We start from the raw sequence: 17,143 nt of genomic DNA, 5'->3' as shown, positions 1-17,143 counted from the left end.
CGGCGGGTCAGCGGTGCAGGTCGCGGATGCCGGCGAGCAGGGATGCCGCCAGCTCTGGTAGGGAAACCAGGATATCCGGTAGGGACGGGTCGGCTTGGTTGTAGGTCAGCTCGGAGCCGTCGATGCGGCTGGCGTGGGCCCCCGCGGCCAGCGCGACGGCGACCGGCGCGGCGGAGTCCCACTCGTATTGGCCGCCGGCGTGGACGTACGCCTCGACCTCGCCGGTCAGCACCGCGGAGATCTTGGCCCCGGCCGAGCCGATCGGCACCAGATCGGCGCCGACGAGGTAGGCGAGCTTCTGGACGAACTCGGGCGGCCTGCTGCGGCTCACCGCGATGCGGAAGCGGCCCTTGTCGTAGGTGGGGAGCTTCGGCGGGTCGGCGGTCGTCAGCGTGCGGCCCTGGGACGGCAGCGCCACGGCGCCGGCGGTGAGCCGCCCGCGCTCCCACAGCGCCACGTGCACCGCCCAGTCGGCGCGCCCCTCGCCTTCGGGGGTCTGCTCGGAGAACTCACGGGTGCCGTCGAGCGGATCGACGATCCACACCCGGTCGGCGCTCAGCCTGCGCGGGTCGAGCCGCTCCTCGCGGGTGGCCTCCTCCGACAGCACGCTGTCGGACGGCCGCAGCCGGGCCAGGCACTCCATGAGATGGAGGTGGGAGGACCTGTCGCCCTCGGCGCGCAGCGCGGCGGGGTCGGAGTAGCCCACCCGCTCGCGCACCCGCAGCAGCCGCTCTCCTGCCTCGGTCGCCAGGTCTGCGGCGAGGGCGTGGTCGTCGCGAATCGTCATCAATATGCTCCTTGCCCGCGGGCGACGGCCGACCAAGTCTTCCACAGGATCTGGAGGTCCAACATGAGGGACCAGTTCTCCACATAGCGCAGGTCGAGACGGACAGATTCCTCCCACGATAGGTCAGATCTGCCACTGACCTGCCACAGCCCGGTCAGCCCAGGGCGTACGAGGAGTCGTCTGCGCACGTCGTCACCGTAGCGCGCCACCTCTTCAGGCAGCGGTGGCCGTGGGCCGACGAGCGACATGTGTCCGAACACGACGTTGATGAGCTGAGGCAGCTCGTCGAGTGAGTGGCGGCGCATGAACGCGCCCAGCGGCGTGACCCGCGGGTCGTTCCTGAGCTTGAACAGCACGCCGTCGCGGTCGCTGACGAGCGTGACCTTCTGCTGCTCGGAACCGCGCCGCATCGTACGGAACTTCACGATCGTGAACAGCCTCCCGTCCCTGCCCACCCGGGTCTGCCGGAACAGCGCCGGGCCCGGGCTCGTCACGCGTACGGCCACCGCCAGCCCGGCCAGCAGCGGCGCGAGCAGCACCAGCAGCGCGAGCGCCACCAGGCGGTCGAAGACGTTCTTGACCAGCTGCCGCGCACCGGCCAGCTCGGGGTGCTCGACGTGCAGCAACGGCATCCCGGCGACCGGCCTGATCATGGTACGCGGGCCCGCGACGTCCATCAGCGCCGGGGCCACCACCAGCTCGGTGAGCGTGCGCTCCAGCCGCCAGGCCAGCCGGCGCAGCGCCTGCCCGTCCATCTCGGGGCAGGCCAGCACGGCCACGGTGTCGGCGTCGTGCTGCTCGACCGCGAGCGGCACGTCGCTGAGGTCGCCGGCCACGGTCACGTCGGCGACGCGCTGCCCGTGGTGCCCGCCGGGCAGGCAGGCGGCGACGACCTGCATGCCGTGGTGGCGCTCCCTGCGGAAGAGGCGGACCAGCTCGGCGACGGAGGCGGCGTGGCCGACGGCGACCACGCGGCGCATGCACGCGCCGGCCGCCCTGCGCCGGTGCAGGTTGCGGCGCAGCGCGTAGCGTGCGGCGAGGGTGAGCAGGGTGACCAGGGGCAGCGCCAGCACGACGTAGCCGCGGGCGACGTCGGTCTTGGTGACGTAGGAGCCGATGGCGGTGGCGGCGGTCAGTGCCACGCCGGCCTGGACGACCCGGCGGAACTCCTCGGGGCCGTCGCCGAGCATGCGCGGCTCGTACGCCCGGTTGAGCGCCACGGCCCCGCACCACACGACCGGCAGCACGAGCGAGACGAGGAGATAGGGAAGGACGTAGGGGGTGGGCCCGCCGAACCTGACGGCGAACGCGACCCCGGCTCCGAGGCCGGCGCCGCACAAATCGCCCAGCACCGCCCACAACCGATATGTACGCACCCAGGAGCGCGTGCGCGGTGCTGCCTTCCCCCAGCAGCCCCCATGGCCGGTCCTCACAGCCATGCCCCTCACCGCGCACTCGTGCCTCCAGGTGACCACTCCTGAACGGACAGTGACCGATCGTAGCCGCGCTACGTCCCCGGAACCGGCGAACGAAGCAATGAGACGATCAGCGAGGAGGGCCGGAAATGTGGAGATCAGCCCGGTGGAAGTCGTTCTGGGTGGCCTCGAGGCCGCGGGTCATCAGCGACTCGACCACGTCGGCGGCCCGGTCGACCAGGAACGGCAGGTCCTTGCGCTCCATGGTGGCGAAGTCTCTGAGCACGAAGGAGGCCGGGTCCATGCGGCCGGGCGGGCGCCCGATGCCGAAGCGCACCCGCAGGTAGTCGCGGGTGCCGAGGACCTTGGTGATGGACTTGAGCCCGTTGTGGCCGTTGTCGCCGCCGCCCAGCTTGGCGCGCAGCGCGCCGTAGGGCACGTCGAGCTCGTCGTGCACGACGATCAGCCGCTCAGGGCCGATCTTGTAGAAGTCGCAGAGCGCCTTGACGGGCCCGCCGGACAGATTCATGTACGTCAGGGGCTTGGCCAGCACCGCGGCGCGCGTCTCGCACACCTCGGCCCTGCTCTTGTGCGCCTTGAACCGCCCGCCCGCCCTGGCGGCCAGCTCGTCGAGCACCATGAAGCCCGCGTTGTGCCGGTTGCCCGCGTATTCGGGCCCCGGATTGCCCAGTCCGGCAATCAGCCAGCGATCCATGAGAGTCCCCTCACAGCGGAACGGGACGGCTCGAGTCCGGCCGCCCCGTTCACGAATGAACCCGTCGCTACTCGGCGGCGGGAGCCTCCGCGGCCTCGCCCTCGGCGGCCTCGCCCTCGCCCTCGCCCTCGGCGGCGGCCTCGACCGGCTTGTTGATGACCTGCAGCACGACGGCCTCGGGGTCGGCGGCGAGCGTGCTGCCCTGCGGGAGCTGCAGCTGCGCGGCGGTGACGACGGTGCCGATCTCCAGGCCCTCGACGTCGACCTCGACGCCGGTGGGGATGTGGGTGGCCTCGGCCTCCACGGCGATGGAGACGAGCTGCTGGTCGAGCAGGCCGTCGGAGTGCACGTCGCCGACCGTGGTGACCGGGATCTCGACCGTGACCTTCTCGCCGCGGCGGACCAGGAGCAGGTCGACGTGCTCGACGAAGCCCTTGATCGGGTCGCGCTGGACGCCCTTGGGCAGCGCCAGCTCGTCGACGCCCTCACCCTGGAGGCGGATCAGCACGTTGGGCGTGCGCAGCGCGAGCAGCACCTCGTGGCCGGGCAGGGTGAGGTGCTTGGGGTCGATGCCGTGCCCGTAGAGAACGGCGGGCACCTTGTCGGCGCGGCGGATCTTGCGAGCGGCGCCCTTGCCGAAGGTGGTGCGCTCCTCGGCGGCGATACGTACTTCAGACACGACATCTCCTAGGGATGTGAGTGTGGACGGCTGGTCGCGCGCTCTCCCTCACCCGCCCTAGCGGAAGGCGTTACGAGCGCAACCTGTTCAGTCTAAGGGGCTCAGCTGTCTCCCTCGAACAGACTCGTGACCGAGCCGTCCTGGAAGATCTCGGTGATGGCGCGCGCGATCAGCGGCGCGATGGACAGCACGGTGAGCTTGTCGAAGCGGCTCTCCTGCGACAGGGGCAGCGTGTTGGTGACGATGACCTCGGAGATGCGGGAGTTCTTCAGCCGGTCGACGGCCGGGTCGGAGAAGACCGCGTGGGTGGCCGCCACGATGACGTTGGTGGCGCCCTGCTCGTAGAGGGCGTCGGCGGCCTTGCAGATGGTGCCGGCGGTGTCGATCATGTCGTCGATGAGCACGCAGGTGCGCCCGCGTACCTTGCCGACGACCTCGTTGACCTTGACCGAGTTGGCGACGTCGAGGTCGCGCCGCTTGTGGATGAAGGCCAGCGGCGTGCCGAGGGTGTCGGCCCAGCGCTCCGACAGGCGTACGCGGCCGGTGTCGGGCGAGACGACGGTGGTGTTGGCGAGGTCGAGCTTGTTCTTGAGATAGCTCTCCAGCACCGGCATGGCGAACAGGTGGTCGACGGGGCCGTCGAAGAAGCCCTGGATCTGCGAGGTGTGCAGGTCGATCGACATGAGCCGGTCGGCGCCCGCGGTCTTGAACAGGTCGGCCATCAGCCTGGCCGTGATCGGCTCGCGGCCGCGGCCCTTCTTGTCCTGCCTGGAGTAGCCGAAGAACGGCATGACCACGGTGATGCGCTTGGCGGACGCCCGCTTGAGCGCGTCGACCATGATGAGCTGTTCCATGATCCACTTGTTGATGGGCCCGGTGTGGCTCTGGATGACGAAGGCGTCACATCCGCGTACGGACTCCAGATAGCGGGCGTAGATCTCGCCGTTGGCGAAGTCGATGAGTTTGGTGGGGGTGAGGGAGACGCCGACATGCTCGGCGACCTCCTCGGCCAGCTCCGGGTGTGCCCGCCCGGAGAAGAGCATGAGGTTCTTCTCCCCGGGCTGCTTGATGCTGGTCACTCGCTGTTCTCCTGCTCTCGCTCGGCCAGCGCCCGTTGGGCGGCCGCGGCCGACTTCGTGCCCGCGCGCCTGCGCAAGACCCATTTCTCGATGTTGCGCTGCCGCGCTCGTGCAACGCCGATGGCGCCGGGGGGTACGTCGTCGACGATGGTCGAGCCGGCGGCGGTGTAGGCGCCGTCGTGGACCGTCACCGGAGCGACGAGCATGGTGTCACAGCCGACGAATGCGCCGTCGCCCACTGTGGTGTGGTTCTTCTCCACTCCGTCGTAGTTGACGAAGACGGTGGAGGCGCCGATGTTGACGTCGTCGCCGATGGTGGCGTCGCCCGCGTAGGACAGGTGCGGGACCTTGGAGCGTTCGCCGACCTTGGTGTTCTTCATCTCCACGAAGGTGCCCGCCTTGGACTTGTGCCCGAGCACGGTGCCGGGGCGCAGGTAGGCGTAGGGGCCGACGTTGGCCTCCGGGCCGATCTCGGCGTGGTCGCAGACGGCGTTGCGCACCACCGCGCCCGCGCCGACGACGGTGGAGGTGAGCGTGGTGGCGGGCCCGACCTCGGCGCCGGCGCCGATGACGGTCTCGCCGTGGAGCTGGGTGCCGGGGTGGACGACGGCGTCGGCCTCGATGCGGACGCCGACGTCGACCCAGGTGCTGTCGGGATCGATGATCGTGACGCCGGCGCGCATGTGCGCGTCGAGCAGGCGCCGGTTGAGGATCTTGCGGGCGGCGGCGAGCTGCACCCGGTCGTTGACGCCCTCGACCTCGACGTGGTCGGCGGCGACGCACGCGCCCACGCGGTGGCCGTCGCGGCGCAGGATGGACAGGACGTCGGTGAGGTATTCCTCGCCCTGGGCGTTGTCGGTGGAGACGCGCTTGACGGCGTCGGCCAGCAGCAGGCCGTCGAAGGCGTAGATGCCGGAGTTCATCTCCTTGATCGCGCGCTGCTCCGGCGAGGCGTCCTTCTCCTCGACGATCTCCAGCACGGCGCCGCCGTCGTCGCGGATGATCCGGCCGTAGCCGGTCGGGTCGGGCACCTCGGCGGTCAGCACGGTGACCGCGTTGCCCTCGGCGGCGTGCCGGTCGAGCAGCCCCGCCAGGGTCTCGGTGCGCAGCAGGGGCACGTCGCCGTAGGTGACGAGGACGGTGCCGGAGATCGTGCCGACCTCTTCGAGCACCGTGCGTACGGCGTGGCCGGTGCCGCGCTGCTCACGCTGGACGACGGCGCGCGCGTCGGGGCTGGTGGCGGACAGATGGCCGCCGACCCGTTCGAGCGCGTGGCCGATGACCACGATGAGCCGCTCAGGGTCGAGGTCGCGGGCGGCGCCGAGCATGTGGTCGACCAGCGCGCGGCCGCACAGCTCGTGCAGGACTTTCGGGGTCTGGCTCTTCATCCGGGTGCCCTCGCCGGCGGCGAGGACGATGACGGCTGCCGGGCGCGGCACACTCACGGACTGAGGCTCCCTGTGACTGGACGGATCAGGGCGTTCGGTACGTCAACCGCACCGCTGCACATTGTGCAGCTACCCCCCCGACACCGTGAGGATACCTGGCCTCCCCCCGAACTTCTCTCCGGGGGGAGCACCTCAAGGCTCCCGGAAGAGGACTCGAACCCCTACAAAGTGGACCAAAACCACTTGTCCTGCCGATTAGACGATCCGGGACAGATCGGACACGTGATGTCCGGCACTCCCCTACGATACCGACCCCGCGCGCCGCCCCGCGCCCGTATTCCCCTCTCGCCCGCCCCATAACAGAGCCACGGGAGGGGCGCAAGACACGAATCCTCCGCGACTCGTCCGGCTCCGCTACACGTTCTCGACATTACGGGCTTAGCTCTTCCGAACCTACGCTGGCGTAGGTTACGGTTGCGTAGCCCGGACATTCACTCTCATACATGCCGTTGGAGGTAGCCAATGACCGTTGTCGCCGAGCGCTCCACCCCTGCCCCCAAGCCGGAGTTCGAACCAGAACCCAAGTCAAAGTCGGAACTCGTCACCTTCGGCCTGGTGGTCGGCCTGCCTCTCGTCGCGATCGCCGCGGCCGTGCCGTTCGCATGGGGATGGGGACTCGGCTGGACGGACATCGCCATCGCCTTCGTCTTCTACGTGGTCTCCGGCCTCGGCGTCACCGTCGGCCTGCACCGCTACTTCACGCACGGCTCCTTCAAGGCCAAGCGGCCGCTGAAAATCGCGATGGGCATCGCGGGCAGCCTGTCGCTGGAGATGTCGGTGCTCGACTGGGTGGCCACCCACCGCAAGCACCACAAGTTCTCTGACAAGGAGGGCGACCCGCACTCCCCGTGGCGCTTCGGCCCGGGCTTCAAGAACATGGCCAAGGGCCTGCTCTACGCCCACATGGGCTGGCTGTTCGAGAGCGAGCGGACCAACAGGGAGAAGTACGCCCCCGACCTGTGCAAGGACGACGACGTCCGCAAACTGCACAAGTGGTTCGGCGCCCTCGCGCTCACCTCGATCCTGCTGCCCGGCGTGCTGGGCATGCTGTTCACCTGGTCCTGGCAGGGCGGGCTGACCGCGCTGTTCTGGGGCTCGCTCGTCCGCATCGGGCTGCTGCACCACGTCACCTGGTCGATCAACTCGATCTGCCACGTCTTCGGCGAGGAGGACTTCCAGGTGCGCGACAAGTCGCGCAACGTGTGGTGGCTGGCCATCCCCTCCTTCGGCGAGTCCTGGCACAACCTGCACCACAGCGACCCGACCTGCGCCCGCCACGGCGCGCTCAAGGGCCAGATCGACCTGAGCGCCGGCCTCATCCGCATCTTCGAGAAGCTGGGCTGGGTGTACGACGTCCGCTGGCCGACGCCTGAGCGTCTGGCGGCGAAGCGCATTGCCTGACGATCAGCCGATGAGCGGCGGCACAGCCGTGGCCGTCATTATGGAAACCGTGACCGAACCCCGATCTCGCAGGCGCATGTCCGGTAGCGAGCGAAGAGAGCAGCTGATCAGCATCAGCCGCACCCTCTTCGCGGAGAAGGGGTTCGACGGGACCTCTATCGAAGAGATCGCAGCTACCGCACAGGTGTCGAAGCCCGTGGTGTACGAGCATTTCGGCGGCAAGGAAGGCGTCTACGCGGTCGTCGTGGACCGCGAGATGCAGAAGCTCCTCGGCATGATCACCGAGGCGCTGTCGGCCGCGCACTCCCTGGTGAAGCTGGAGCGGGCCGCACTGGCCCTGCTCCACTACATCGAGGAGAGCAGCGAGGGTTTCCGCATCCTGGTCCGCGACTCCCACGCCGCGTCGGGCACCGGCACGTTCGCCAGCCTGATCAGCGAGATCGCGAGTCAGGTCGAGGACGTGCTGGCCGACGAGTTCGCGGCCAGGGGCTACGACCCCAAGCTGGCCCCCATGTACGCGCAGATGCTGGTCGGCATGGTGGCACTGACCGGGCAGTGGTGGCTCGACGTGCGCAAGCCGGGCCGCGAGGAGGTCGCGGCCCACCTGGTCAACCTGGCCTGGAACGGCCTGACCGCGCTCGACCCCAATCCGTCGCTCACCGTCTCGGGGCGCGAGCGCGCCCTGACGGCCAAGCCGCGCGCGGCCAGCGAGAAGGAGCTGCGCGAGTTGGAGAAGGCCCGCGAGAAGGAGCTCAAGGAGGCGGAGAAGATCCGCCAGCGGGAGCTCAAGGAGGCCGAGAAGGCTCGCGTACGCGAGCTGAAGGAGCGCGAGCGGCTGTTGAAGGAGGCGGAGAAGGCCCGCGAGCGGGAGGAGAAGATCCGCCAGCGGGAGGCGCGGCTGGCCGAGCGCGCGGCGCGGCTGGAGCAGGTAGATCATCCGGAGTGAGCCTTGAACGGCGCGGGCATCCGGGGTGACGATGGTGTTGAGCTGGGCTGACCCTTTGGGGTGAGCCGTTGCGGCGACGTTAACGTGCTGTTCAACCGAACGGGGCAACATACGCCATATGTCCGCGGAACCGTTCCCGTCTGTCCATGACCTGCCCCTCCCGCAGGAGCGGTTCCTCAATCGCGAGGAGAGCTGGCTCCAGTTCAACGAGCGGGTGCTCGCACTCGCCGAGGACCCCTCGCTGCCGCTGCTCGAACGCGTCCGCTTCCTCGCCATCTTCGCGAGCAACCTCGACGAGTTCTTCCGCGTCCGGGTGGCCGGGATGAAGCGGCGGATGGCGACCGGCCTGCTGCTGCGGACCAAGAGCGGGCTCAAGCCGCAGGAAGAGCTGATCAAGATCGCCGCGGTGGCCGACGGGCTGGCCAGGCGGCACGCGGAGGTCTACCACCGGCAGATCCGCCCGCAACTCGCCGCCGAGGGCATCGAGATCGTGCGCTGGGCGGATCTCGGGCGCGAGGAGCGTACGGAGCTGCGCAAGCTGTTCAGGGAGCGCATCAGGCCGGTGCTGACGCCGCTGGCCGTGGACCCCGCGCACCCGTTCCCCTACATCTCCGGGCTCAGCCTGAACCTCGCCGTCCTGGTGCGCAATCCGGCGACGAACCACACGGTGTTCGCCCGGGTCAAGGTGCCGTCGCAGCTGCCCAGGTTCGTCCAGGCGTCCAAAGACCGTTTCGTCCCTCTTGAGGATGTCATCGCCGCGCACCTCGGGCAGCTCTTCAAGGGCATGGAGATCCTCCAGCACCACGTCTTCCGCGTCACCAGGAACGAGGACCTCGACGTGGACGAGGACGTCACCGAGAACCTCATGCAGGCCCTGGAGAAGGAGCTGCTCAAGCGGCGCTTCGGGCCGCCCGTGCGGCTGGAGGTCGAGGAGAGCATCACGCCCGAGGTGCTGGCGCCGCTCATCGAGGAGCTGGAGCTGGCACCGCACGAGGTCTACCGGCTGCCGGGACCGCTCGACCTGTCGGGCCTGCACGCCATCGCCGACCTCGACCGGGGCGAGCTGTGCTACCGGCCGTTCGTGCCGGCCGAGGTGATCAACGCCGAGGACGACGTCTTCGCGATCCTGCGCGAGCGCGACGTGCTGCTGCACCACCCGTACGACTCCTTCGCCACCAGCGTGCAGCGCTTCATCGAGGTCGCCGCCGAGGACCCGAGGGTGCTGGCGATCAAGCAGACCCTCTACCGCACCAGCGGCGACTCCCCCATCGTCAACGCCCTCATCGACGCCGCCGAGGCCGGCAAGCAGGTCGTGGTGGTCGTCGAGATCAAGGCCCGCTTCGACGAGCACGCCAACATCTCCTGGGCGCGCAAGCTCGAACGCGCCGGCTGCCACGTCGTCTACGGCGTGGTCGGCCTGAAGACCCACTGCAAGCTGGCCCTCGTCGTCCGCCAGGAGGCATCGGGCGAGCTGCGCCGCTACTGCCACATCGGCACCGGCAACTACAACCCCAAGACCGCCCGCCAGTACGAGGACTTCGGCCTGCTGACCGCGGACCCGCTGGTCGGCGAGGACGTCACCGACCTGTTCATCCACCTGACCGGCTACTCCCACCACTCCGCCTACCGGCGGCTGCTGGTCGCGCCCCACTCCATGCGCAGCGGCCTGATGGCCAGGATCGAGCGGGAGATCGCCCACCAGCGGGCCGGACGGCCAGCGCGGATCCGCATCAAGACGAACTCGATGGTGGACGAGCCGATCATCGACGCGCTCTACCGGGCGTCCAGGGCCGGCGTGCAGGTGGACATCTGGGTACGCGGCATCTGCATCCTGCGGCCCGGCATCCCCGACCTGTCGGAGAACATCAGGGTCCGCTCGGTCCTGGGGCGCTTCCTTGAGCACTCCCGCGTCTACGAGTTCGGGCTCGGCCGCCGCCCCGAGGTGTGGATCGGCAGCGCCGACATCATGCGCCGCAACCTCGACCGCCGCGTCGAGGCCCTGGTCAAGGTGACCTCCCAGCAGCACAAGGCGTACCTGATGGAACTCATGGACCGCGCCATGGACGAGGAGACCAGCGCCTGGTGGCTCAACTCCGACGGCACCTGGACCCACCACCCCGGCGCGGACCTGCAGAGCCACCTCATCGGCACGCGCCGCTGGAGGACCGTTGACGACTGACGACCTCATCAGGGCGGCGGGCGCGGTGATCCTGCGCGGCTCGTCCGAGGTGGCCGTCGTACACCGGCCGCGCTACGCGGACTGGACGTTCCCCAAGGGCAAGCTCCACCCTGGCGAGCACGTCGTCGCCGCCGCCCTGCGCGAGGTGCGCGAGGAGACCGGGCTGACCGTCGTGCTCGGCCGGCCGCTGCCGCCCGTCCACTACCGCAGCTCCGGGCGGCTCAAGCGGGTCGACTACTGGGTGGGGCGGGTGGCCGACGACGCCGGGTCGATCCCTGATGACGAGGTCGACGAGCTGCGCTGGGTGCCGGTGGAGGAGGCGGCGGGGCTGCTGTCGTACACCTGGGACGTCGCGCTGCTGCGCTCCCTCGGTGACGCGCCGCTCGACACCGTGCCGCTCGTGCTCGTCCGGCACGGCTCGGCGGGCTCGCGCGACGAATGGGACGGTGACGACGAGGCCCGCCCGCTCGACGGGCGCGGCGCCGCCCAGGCGGCGGTCCTCGCCACCGTGCTGCCCGCCTACCGGCCCGGTCGTCTCGTCAGCTCGCCCAGTGCGCGCTGCGTGCAGACGCTGGAGCCGTACGCGCGGGTCTGCGGGACCGCGATCGAGGTCGATCCGCTGCTCAGCGAGGAGGACCAGGATCCGCGCAGGACCCCTGAGCTGGTGGCCGCGCTGCCCCCGCACGCCGTCGTGTGCAGTCACGGGAAGGTGCTGCCCGGCCTCGTCGAGGCGCTGGCCGGGCAGGACGTACGGCTGCCCAAGGGCGGCCTCGCGGTGCTGCACCGGGCGGGCGAGCGGGTCGTCGCCGTCGAGCAGCACGCGACGTGACGGTCACAGCACCTTCGCGAGCGCCTTGCAGGTCTTCTTCCACACCTTGGGGAAGCCGGCGTGCGCGCGCTCGGCCGCCCCGCGTTCGATGCCGATGAGCAGGCCGTAGGTGAAGGTGTCCGCGCCCGCCTCCCGGGCGCGCGCGGCCTCCTCGGCCAGCAGCCCCTGGGCGACCACGCCGTCCTGGTACGCCCCCAGCGCCTCCTGGACGCCCTCCGCCAGCCCGGCCGGCTTTCCGAGGCCCACGGCCTCCGCGGTGTAGCGGGCGCGTTTGGCCGCCTTGCGTACGTCGTGCATGGCGGCCTCGCGGCGGGCCGGGTCATCGATGGCCTGGGCGCGGTCGTACGCGCGGGTCACCCGCTCCCAGGCGGCTCTGGCGCTTTTGAGCAGTTCCTCCTGGGCGGGCTCGTCCGCCGCCTTACCCCACTGCGGGGCGGCGACCAGGGTGTCCAGGTCGTCGAGGAGCCGGTAGTAGCGCTCGTCGCTGAGCACCTCCCTGATCCGCCCGTACGCCTGCCGCTCGCGTTCTCGCAGGCCGTCGCCCAGCCGGGTGCGGACGGGGCCGACGACCAGCTCGGGCGCGAGACCGTCCAGCTCCTTCGTGAACCTGGCCCTGATCACCTCCAGGTCGCGGGCCTCGCCGAGGACGTCGCCGAGGCGGCGCAGCTCGTCCTGGATCGCGCGGGTGCCGGTCACCACGGTCTTGAACGCCTTGAGCGCGCTGCGCAGCCGCCGGGCGGCCACCCGCATCTGGTGCACGGCGTCCTCCTCGGCGCGGCGCACCCGCGGGTCCTGCGCCAGCAGGGCCTGGACCTGATCGCGCAGGTACGCGAGCACGACCTCGCCGGCGCTGCCCGGCTTCGTGGCGGCCGTGGGGATGGGCGCGGGTTCGAGCAGTTTCGCCAGCTTGCTGCCTGCCTGCGACGGGGTCGCGCCGGACTTGCGCAGCCGCTTGCCGACCTTGGCCAGCAGCTTCTTCGTGCCGCCTTCGAGCAGCTCGGCCTCGACCTCGCGCCAGCGCACGACCTTGGGTTCTTCCCCGAGCACCGTGCCCTTGACGCGGTCGTCGGCGATCTCCACGAGCGCGGTGCCGTCCTTGCGCAGCACAGTGACGTTCCTGCGGGTGTCGAGCTCGGCCACCGGCACCAGCTCGGCGCCGCGGGTGTAGGCGCGGACCAGCTCGGCCAGCTCGGCCGGGACCGTCTTGCGCGTCAGCGGACGGGTGATCTCCTGGCGGACGCCCTTGGCCTGGGGCAGCTTCAGATGCCAGCCCGCGTCGGCACCGCCGCGCCGCCGCCTGAGCGTCACGCCGCGGGCGGCCAGCCGCAGATCCGGAGTGTCGTGGTAAAGGGCAATGAGGTGCCGGCTCTCCGGGCCCGTGACCTCGGCCAGAGCGCTGAGGTCAGGGAGCTCGTAGTCCGGAGAGACGTCGAACTTGTCCTCGATCTCGATGCCCACCGCACCTCGCAAAAGTCCGGTCCAGCACCATCATGCCACTTCACGGGCTGTGCGGCTGCTACGTCACTTCTGCACCACGACGAAGATCCGCCGGAACGGGAACGGCGTCCCGTAGCTCCGCGCCGGGTACGCCTCGGCGAGCAGTTTGCCCAGGTCGTGCTTGAACCGCCGCTGCTCGTCCTGGTCGAGCCGGTCCAGGATCGGGCGCAGGGCGGTGCCGGAGACCCAGTCGAGCACCGGGTTCTCGCCCTGCAGCACGTGCACGTACGTCGTCTCCCAGGCGTCCACCATCGAGCCGCCCTGGTTGAGCAGGTCCACGTACTCCAGCGGCTCGCTCACGGGCGTGCCCCGCGTGAAGCCGCCGAGCCGGTCGGACCAGGCGCGCGAGTCGCACAGCTCGCGGATGGCGACGTGGCTGGGCGCGTCGAAGTTGCCCGGCACCTGGAAGGCCAGCCAGCCGCCCGAGGCCAGCCCCTCCATCCAGTGCTCCAGCACCGCGTGGTGGTCGGGCACCCACTGCAGCAGCGCGTTGGAGACGATCACGTCCACGGGCCGGTCGGGGCGCCAGGTGGAGGCGTCGGCGACCTGGAACCTGACGCCCGACCCCAGCTTCCTGGACTTGCCGATCATCGCAGGTGAGGAGTCGAAGCCCTCGATCGTCGCATTGGGCCAGCGACTGGCCAGCTCGACGGTGAGTTCACCGCTGCCGCAGCCCGCGTCCACGACATAATCGGGCTCGACCGCCCCCACTCTGGAGATCAGCTCGATGAACGGCCGCGACCGCTCGTCCGCGTAGACCGCGTAGGTCACCGGGTCCCAGATATCTCTTGACATGAAGATAATTGATATCGAGAGAGATATCTCGATGTCAAGACAGTACACTTGTGTGTCATGACGGAGGATGCTAGAGACGAGGTCGATCGTCTCGTCGCGGCGTGGCGGACGGAGCGGCCCGACCTCGACGTCGAGCCGCTCCAGGTGCTCTCAAGGGTGTCACGGCTGGCCAAGCATCTCGACCGTGCCAGGCGGGCCGCGTTCGCCGAGCACGATCTGGAGCCGTGGGAGTTCGACGTGCTGACCGCGCTACGGCGGGCCGGCAAGCCGTACGAGCTGAGCCCCGGCGCCCTGCTGCGAGCCACGTTGGTGACGTCGGGCACCATGACCAACCGCATCGACCGCCTCGCGCAGGCCGGTCTCGTACGCCGCCGCCCCGACCCCGAGGACCGGCGCGGCGTGCTCGTCTCGCTGACGGAGACGGGGCTGGCGCGGGTGGACGCCGCGTTCTCCGACCTGTTGCGGCGTGAACGGGAACTCCTCTCGGGCCTCGGCCCCGCCGACCAGCGCACCCTCGCCGCCCTCCTCCGCACCCTCCTCACCCCCTTCGACTCCCCCCTCTGACCCTTCACGCACCGAACCCCTCGCAGGAGGGACGGCATGAGCCCGCTGGAAGCCCACTACCGGCGGCTGCTCGCCTGCCACCCCCGCGATCATCGGGCGCGGCACGAGGCGGAGAGGGTGGGGGTGCTTGCCGTCGCCGTGGGGCTGACCGATCGCTCAGGGGCTGCCAGAACGTTCCGTGTCATTGCGGAAAGAAGTTGACCTGAATGGGGCCTAGCGTCGGTGGCACAGTCCGGCACGCAAGGAGGCATCCGACATGTCCGTCAAGGCCATTCCCGAGGGTTACACCACCGTCACGCCGTGGATCATCTCCCGTGACACGGCCGGAGTCATGGACTACATCCGCAAGGCGTTCGGCGCCGAAGAACTGGGCCGGGTGATCGACCCGCGCGGGGTCATCGGGCACGCGGAGGTCCGTATCGGCGATGCGATCGTGATGCTGTTCGACGGTGACCCGAGTTGGCCGGCGACGCCCGCGTTCCTCCGGCTGTACGTCGAGGACGCCCGTGCAGTGCACCGCCAGGCGGTTGAGGCGGGTGGCGTCTCCATCTCGGAGGTCACCCACCTGGCCTTCGGTGACCTGGTCGGGCGGGTACGCGACCCCTTCGGCAACGTGTGGTGGATCCAGACCCACATCGAGGACGTGACGCCTGAAGAGATGGAGCGGCGCGTCGGAGACCCGGAGTTCACCGCAGCGATGGAGTACATGCAGCGCCCCGAGACCGAGATCTTTCCCAGGAAGTGACGAGTCCGGGCCGGGCGTTCTCTCGACGATTCAAGGCCTGGCGAGCACTTTGAACGCCGCCTGAACCCTTGATCGGCCCTGTGATCACAGAGGTGATCACAGGGCTGTTTCCGTTCGGTCTACTTCGCCGACGGCGTCAGCGGCAGGCGGGGTCGTACGATGTCTCAGTCGCCCAGGCGGTCGGCCACGTCGAGCCACTCCGCCTCCACCGCTTCCTTCTGGGCTGCGATCTCGCGGAGTTCGGCGTCGAGCGAGCCCAGCTTGGCGTAGTCGCTGGCCGCTTCCGCCATGGCGGCGTGCAGCCGGGACTCCTGGTCGCCGAGCTTGTCGAGCTGCCGTTCGAGGCGGTTGAGCTCCTTGCGGAGTTCGCGTTCCTCCTTGGCCGACAGGCCGCTCGGCGCGCTCGGGACGCTCGACTCCGGGGCGGCCGGCTCGGGGGCCGCCGTCGGGGCGCCCAGCCCGAGGCGGGCGGTCACGGCCGTGCCGGCGGCGCGGCGTTCGAGGTATTCGTCCACCCCGCCCGGCAGCAGCGACAGCTTGCCGTCGCCCAGCAGCGCCACGCACTTGTCGGTGACCCGCTCCAGGAAGTAGCGGTCGTGGCTGACCAGGATCAGCGTGCCGGGCCAGGCGTCCAGCAGGTCTTCGAGCTCGTTGAGGGTCTCGATGTCGAGGTCGTTGGTGGGCTCGTCGAGCAGCAGCACGTTGGGGTCGTCCATCAGCAGCCGCAGCAGCTGCAGCCGCCGCCGCTCGCCGCCGGACAGGTCGCCGACCACCTTCCACTGCGCCTCGCCACGGAAGCCGAGGCGTTCGAGCAGCTGGGACGCGGTCCACTCGCGCTTGCCGACCTGGAGATACTTGCGGATCTCCTCCACCGACTCCAGCACGCGCCGCGTCGGGTCGACCTCGGCCAGCTCCTGCGACAGGTGCGCGAGGCGGACGGTCTTGCCCCTGACCACCCGCCCCGAGTCGGGCTTGACCGTGTCGGCGAGCAGGCGCAGCACCGACGACTTGCCGGACCCGTTGACCCCGATCAGCCCGATCCGGTCGCCCGGGCCGAACTGCCACGTGAGGTGGTCGAGCACGAGCGGGCCCGCGCCGGGACCGCCGGCGTGGAGGGTGACGTCCTCGAGGTCGTAGACGGTCTTGCCGAGCCGGGCCGCCGCGAAGCGCATCAGCTCGACGGTCTCACGCGGCGGCGGCTCGTTCGCGATCAGCGCCTGGGCGGCCTCGATGCGGAACTTCGGCTTGGACGTACGGGCGGGCGGGCCGCGCCGCAGCCAGGCGATCTCCTTGCGCATGAGGTTCTGGCGGCGCTCCTCGGCGGCCTGGGCGATGCGGGCCCGCTCGGCCTTCGCCAGGACGTACGCCGCGTATCCGCCCTCGTAGCGCTCGACCCGGCCGTCCACGACCTCCCACGTACGGGTAGAGACCGCGTCGAGGAACCACCGGTCGTGCGTCACGACCACCAGCGCGCTCTTGCGGTCGGCCAGGTGCCCGGCCAGCCACGCGATCGCCTCGATGTCGAGGTGGTTGGTGGGCTCGTCGAGCATGATCAGGTCGTGGTCGTCGATGAGCAGCTTGGCCAGCGCCGTACGCCTGCGCTCGCCGCCCGACAGGTCGCCCGTCCTGGAGTCGAGGTCGAGGTCGCCGATCAGGTTGGTGAGGATCTCGCGTACGCGCTGGTCGCCCGCCCACTCGTGCTCCGCCAGCCCGCCGAGGACCGTCTCGCGCACGGTGCTCGCCGGGTCGAGGGTGTCCTGCTGCGACAGCCAGCCCACGCGAAGGCTGCGGTTGTGGGTGACGCGGCCGCTGTCGGGGCGTACGGTGCCCGCCAGCACGGACAGCAGCGTCGTCTTGCCGCCGCCGTTGCGGCCGACGACACCGATGCGATCGCCGGCCTCGACACCGAGCGAGACGTCGGTGAGGAGCGGCTTGGGGCCGTAGGCGTGGGAGACGGACTCGAGATTGACCAGATTCATGGCCTTCCCAGGGTATCGGCTTCCCGCCGGTCTCCTCGCTTCCTCCTCGTCCGCCCCCAACCTGGTCATTACAGAGCGTTGCCTT

At 70.0% G+C, this 17,143-nt stretch carries 15 protein-coding genes and 1 tRNA gene; 6 read left to right on the top strand and 10 right to left on the bottom strand.

What is annotated here, in order from left to right; genetic code table 11:
* Window positions 1-7: 7 nt before the first annotated feature.
* The 7 genes from AB0K18_RS26265 to AB0K18_RS26235 all read right to left on the bottom strand — a co-directional run bounded on the left by AB0K18_RS26265 (window position 8) and on the right by AB0K18_RS26235 (window position 6,333).
* A complete protein-coding gene (locus AB0K18_RS26265) occupies window positions 8-787 on the bottom strand; it encodes a 3'(2'),5'-bisphosphate nucleotidase CysQ (protein WP_345390289.1) in 780 nt (259 codons plus the stop codon).
* A complete protein-coding gene (locus tag AB0K18_RS26260) occupies window positions 787-2,226 on the bottom strand; it encodes a sugar transferase (RefSeq protein WP_364918934.1) in 1,440 nt (479 codons plus the stop codon). Before AB0K18_RS26260 ends, AB0K18_RS26265 begins: the two co-directional genes overlap by 1 nt.
* 106 nt (window positions 2,227-2,332) lie before the next feature.
* Complete coding sequence (gene pth, locus AB0K18_RS26255) at window positions 2,333-2,917, bottom strand: aminoacyl-tRNA hydrolase (RefSeq protein ID WP_345390295.1); 585 nt, start codon at window positions 2,915-2,917, stop codon at window positions 2,333-2,335.
* A gap of 67 nt (window positions 2,918-2,984) precedes the next feature.
* On the bottom strand, window positions 2,985-3,596 hold the full coding sequence (locus AB0K18_RS26250; RefSeq protein WP_364918931.1) for a 50S ribosomal protein L25/general stress protein Ctc: 612 nt from the start codon (window positions 3,594-3,596) through the stop codon (window positions 2,985-2,987).
* A gap of 101 nt (window positions 3,597-3,697) precedes the next feature.
* A complete protein-coding gene (locus AB0K18_RS26245) occupies window positions 3,698-4,675 on the bottom strand; it encodes a ribose-phosphate diphosphokinase (protein WP_364918929.1) in 978 nt (325 codons plus the stop codon).
* The gene (glmU, locus tag AB0K18_RS26240) at window positions 4,672-6,120 is read right to left on the bottom strand and encodes a bifunctional UDP-N-acetylglucosamine diphosphorylase/glucosamine-1-phosphate N-acetyltransferase GlmU (RefSeq protein WP_364918926.1); all 1,449 of its coding nucleotides are present in this window, start codon (window positions 6,118-6,120) and stop codon (window positions 4,672-4,674) included. The genes AB0K18_RS26245 and glmU overlap by 4 nt, the downstream gene beginning before the upstream one ends.
* Window positions 6,121-6,261: 141 nt before the next feature.
* Window positions 6,262-6,333: transfer RNA gene (locus AB0K18_RS26235), tRNA-Gln, on the bottom strand.
* A gap of 252 nt (window positions 6,334-6,585) precedes the next feature.
* Here AB0K18_RS26235 and AB0K18_RS26230 point away from each other — a divergent pair.
* From AB0K18_RS26230 to AB0K18_RS26215, 4 genes are all read left to right on the top strand, one after another.
* Complete coding sequence (locus AB0K18_RS26230; RefSeq protein WP_364918923.1) at window positions 6,586-7,524, top strand: acyl-CoA desaturase; 939 nt, start codon at window positions 6,586-6,588, stop codon at window positions 7,522-7,524.
* Between the two features lie 76 nt (window positions 7,525-7,600).
* Window positions 7,601-8,470, top strand: coding sequence for a TetR/AcrR family transcriptional regulator (locus AB0K18_RS26225; protein ID WP_364919263.1), 870 nt, complete (start codon window positions 7,601-7,603; stop codon window positions 8,468-8,470).
* Window positions 8,471-8,588: 118 nt separating this feature from the next.
* Window positions 8,589-10,649, top strand: coding sequence for an RNA degradosome polyphosphate kinase (locus tag AB0K18_RS26220; protein WP_364918920.1), 2,061 nt, complete (start codon window positions 8,589-8,591; stop codon window positions 10,647-10,649).
* Window positions 10,639-11,478: an NUDIX hydrolase gene (locus AB0K18_RS26215; protein ID WP_364918918.1), complete on the top strand. Its 840-nt coding sequence runs from the start codon at window positions 10,639-10,641 to the stop codon at window positions 11,476-11,478. The genes AB0K18_RS26220 and AB0K18_RS26215 overlap by 11 nt, the downstream gene beginning before the upstream one ends.
* A 3-nt stretch (window positions 11,479-11,481) precedes the next feature.
* Here AB0K18_RS26215 and AB0K18_RS26210 read toward each other — a convergent pair whose 3' ends face one another.
* Both AB0K18_RS26210 and AB0K18_RS26205 read right to left on the bottom strand, forming a co-directional pair.
* Window positions 11,482-12,936, bottom strand: a complete 1,455-nt coding sequence (locus AB0K18_RS26210) for a CYTH and CHAD domain-containing protein (RefSeq protein ID WP_364918915.1) — start codon at window positions 12,934-12,936, stop codon at window positions 11,482-11,484.
* A gap of 63 nt (window positions 12,937-12,999) precedes the next feature.
* Window positions 13,000-13,770 (bottom strand): trans-aconitate 2-methyltransferase, encoded by a 771-nt coding sequence (locus AB0K18_RS26205; RefSeq protein ID WP_364918912.1) that lies wholly within the window; start codon window positions 13,768-13,770, stop codon window positions 13,000-13,002.
* A gap of 57 nt (window positions 13,771-13,827) precedes the next feature.
* Between AB0K18_RS26205 and AB0K18_RS26200 the strand changes: the two genes are divergently transcribed.
* Together AB0K18_RS26200 and AB0K18_RS26195 are read left to right on the top strand one after the other, a co-directional pair.
* A complete protein-coding gene (locus AB0K18_RS26200; protein WP_364371741.1) occupies window positions 13,828-14,334 on the top strand; it encodes a MarR family transcriptional regulator in 507 nt (168 codons plus the stop codon).
* Between the two features lie 256 nt (window positions 14,335-14,590).
* Window positions 14,591-15,079 carry a VOC family protein gene (locus AB0K18_RS26195; protein ID WP_364918910.1) on the top strand — a complete coding sequence of 163 codons (489 nt, stop codon included), beginning with the start codon at window positions 14,591-14,593 and terminating at the stop codon, window positions 15,077-15,079.
* A 164-nt stretch (window positions 15,080-15,243) separates the two neighbouring features.
* On the opposite strand, the gene AB0K18_RS26190 is transcribed toward AB0K18_RS26195, so the two are convergent.
* Window positions 15,244-17,058, bottom strand: coding sequence for an ABC-F family ATP-binding cassette domain-containing protein (locus tag AB0K18_RS26190; RefSeq protein WP_364918907.1), 1,815 nt, complete (start codon window positions 17,056-17,058; stop codon window positions 15,244-15,246).
* Between the last annotated feature and the right edge of the window lie 85 nt (window positions 17,059-17,143).

Origin of the sequence: Nonomuraea sp. NPDC049421 (assembly GCF_040677005.1) — a bacterium.
Lineage (GTDB): Bacteria > Actinomycetota > Actinomycetes > Streptosporangiales > Streptosporangiaceae > Nonomuraea > Nonomuraea salmonea.
The sequence above is the reverse complement of the archived record's forward strand: the minus strand, read 5'-3'. Positions and strand labels throughout refer to the sequence as shown.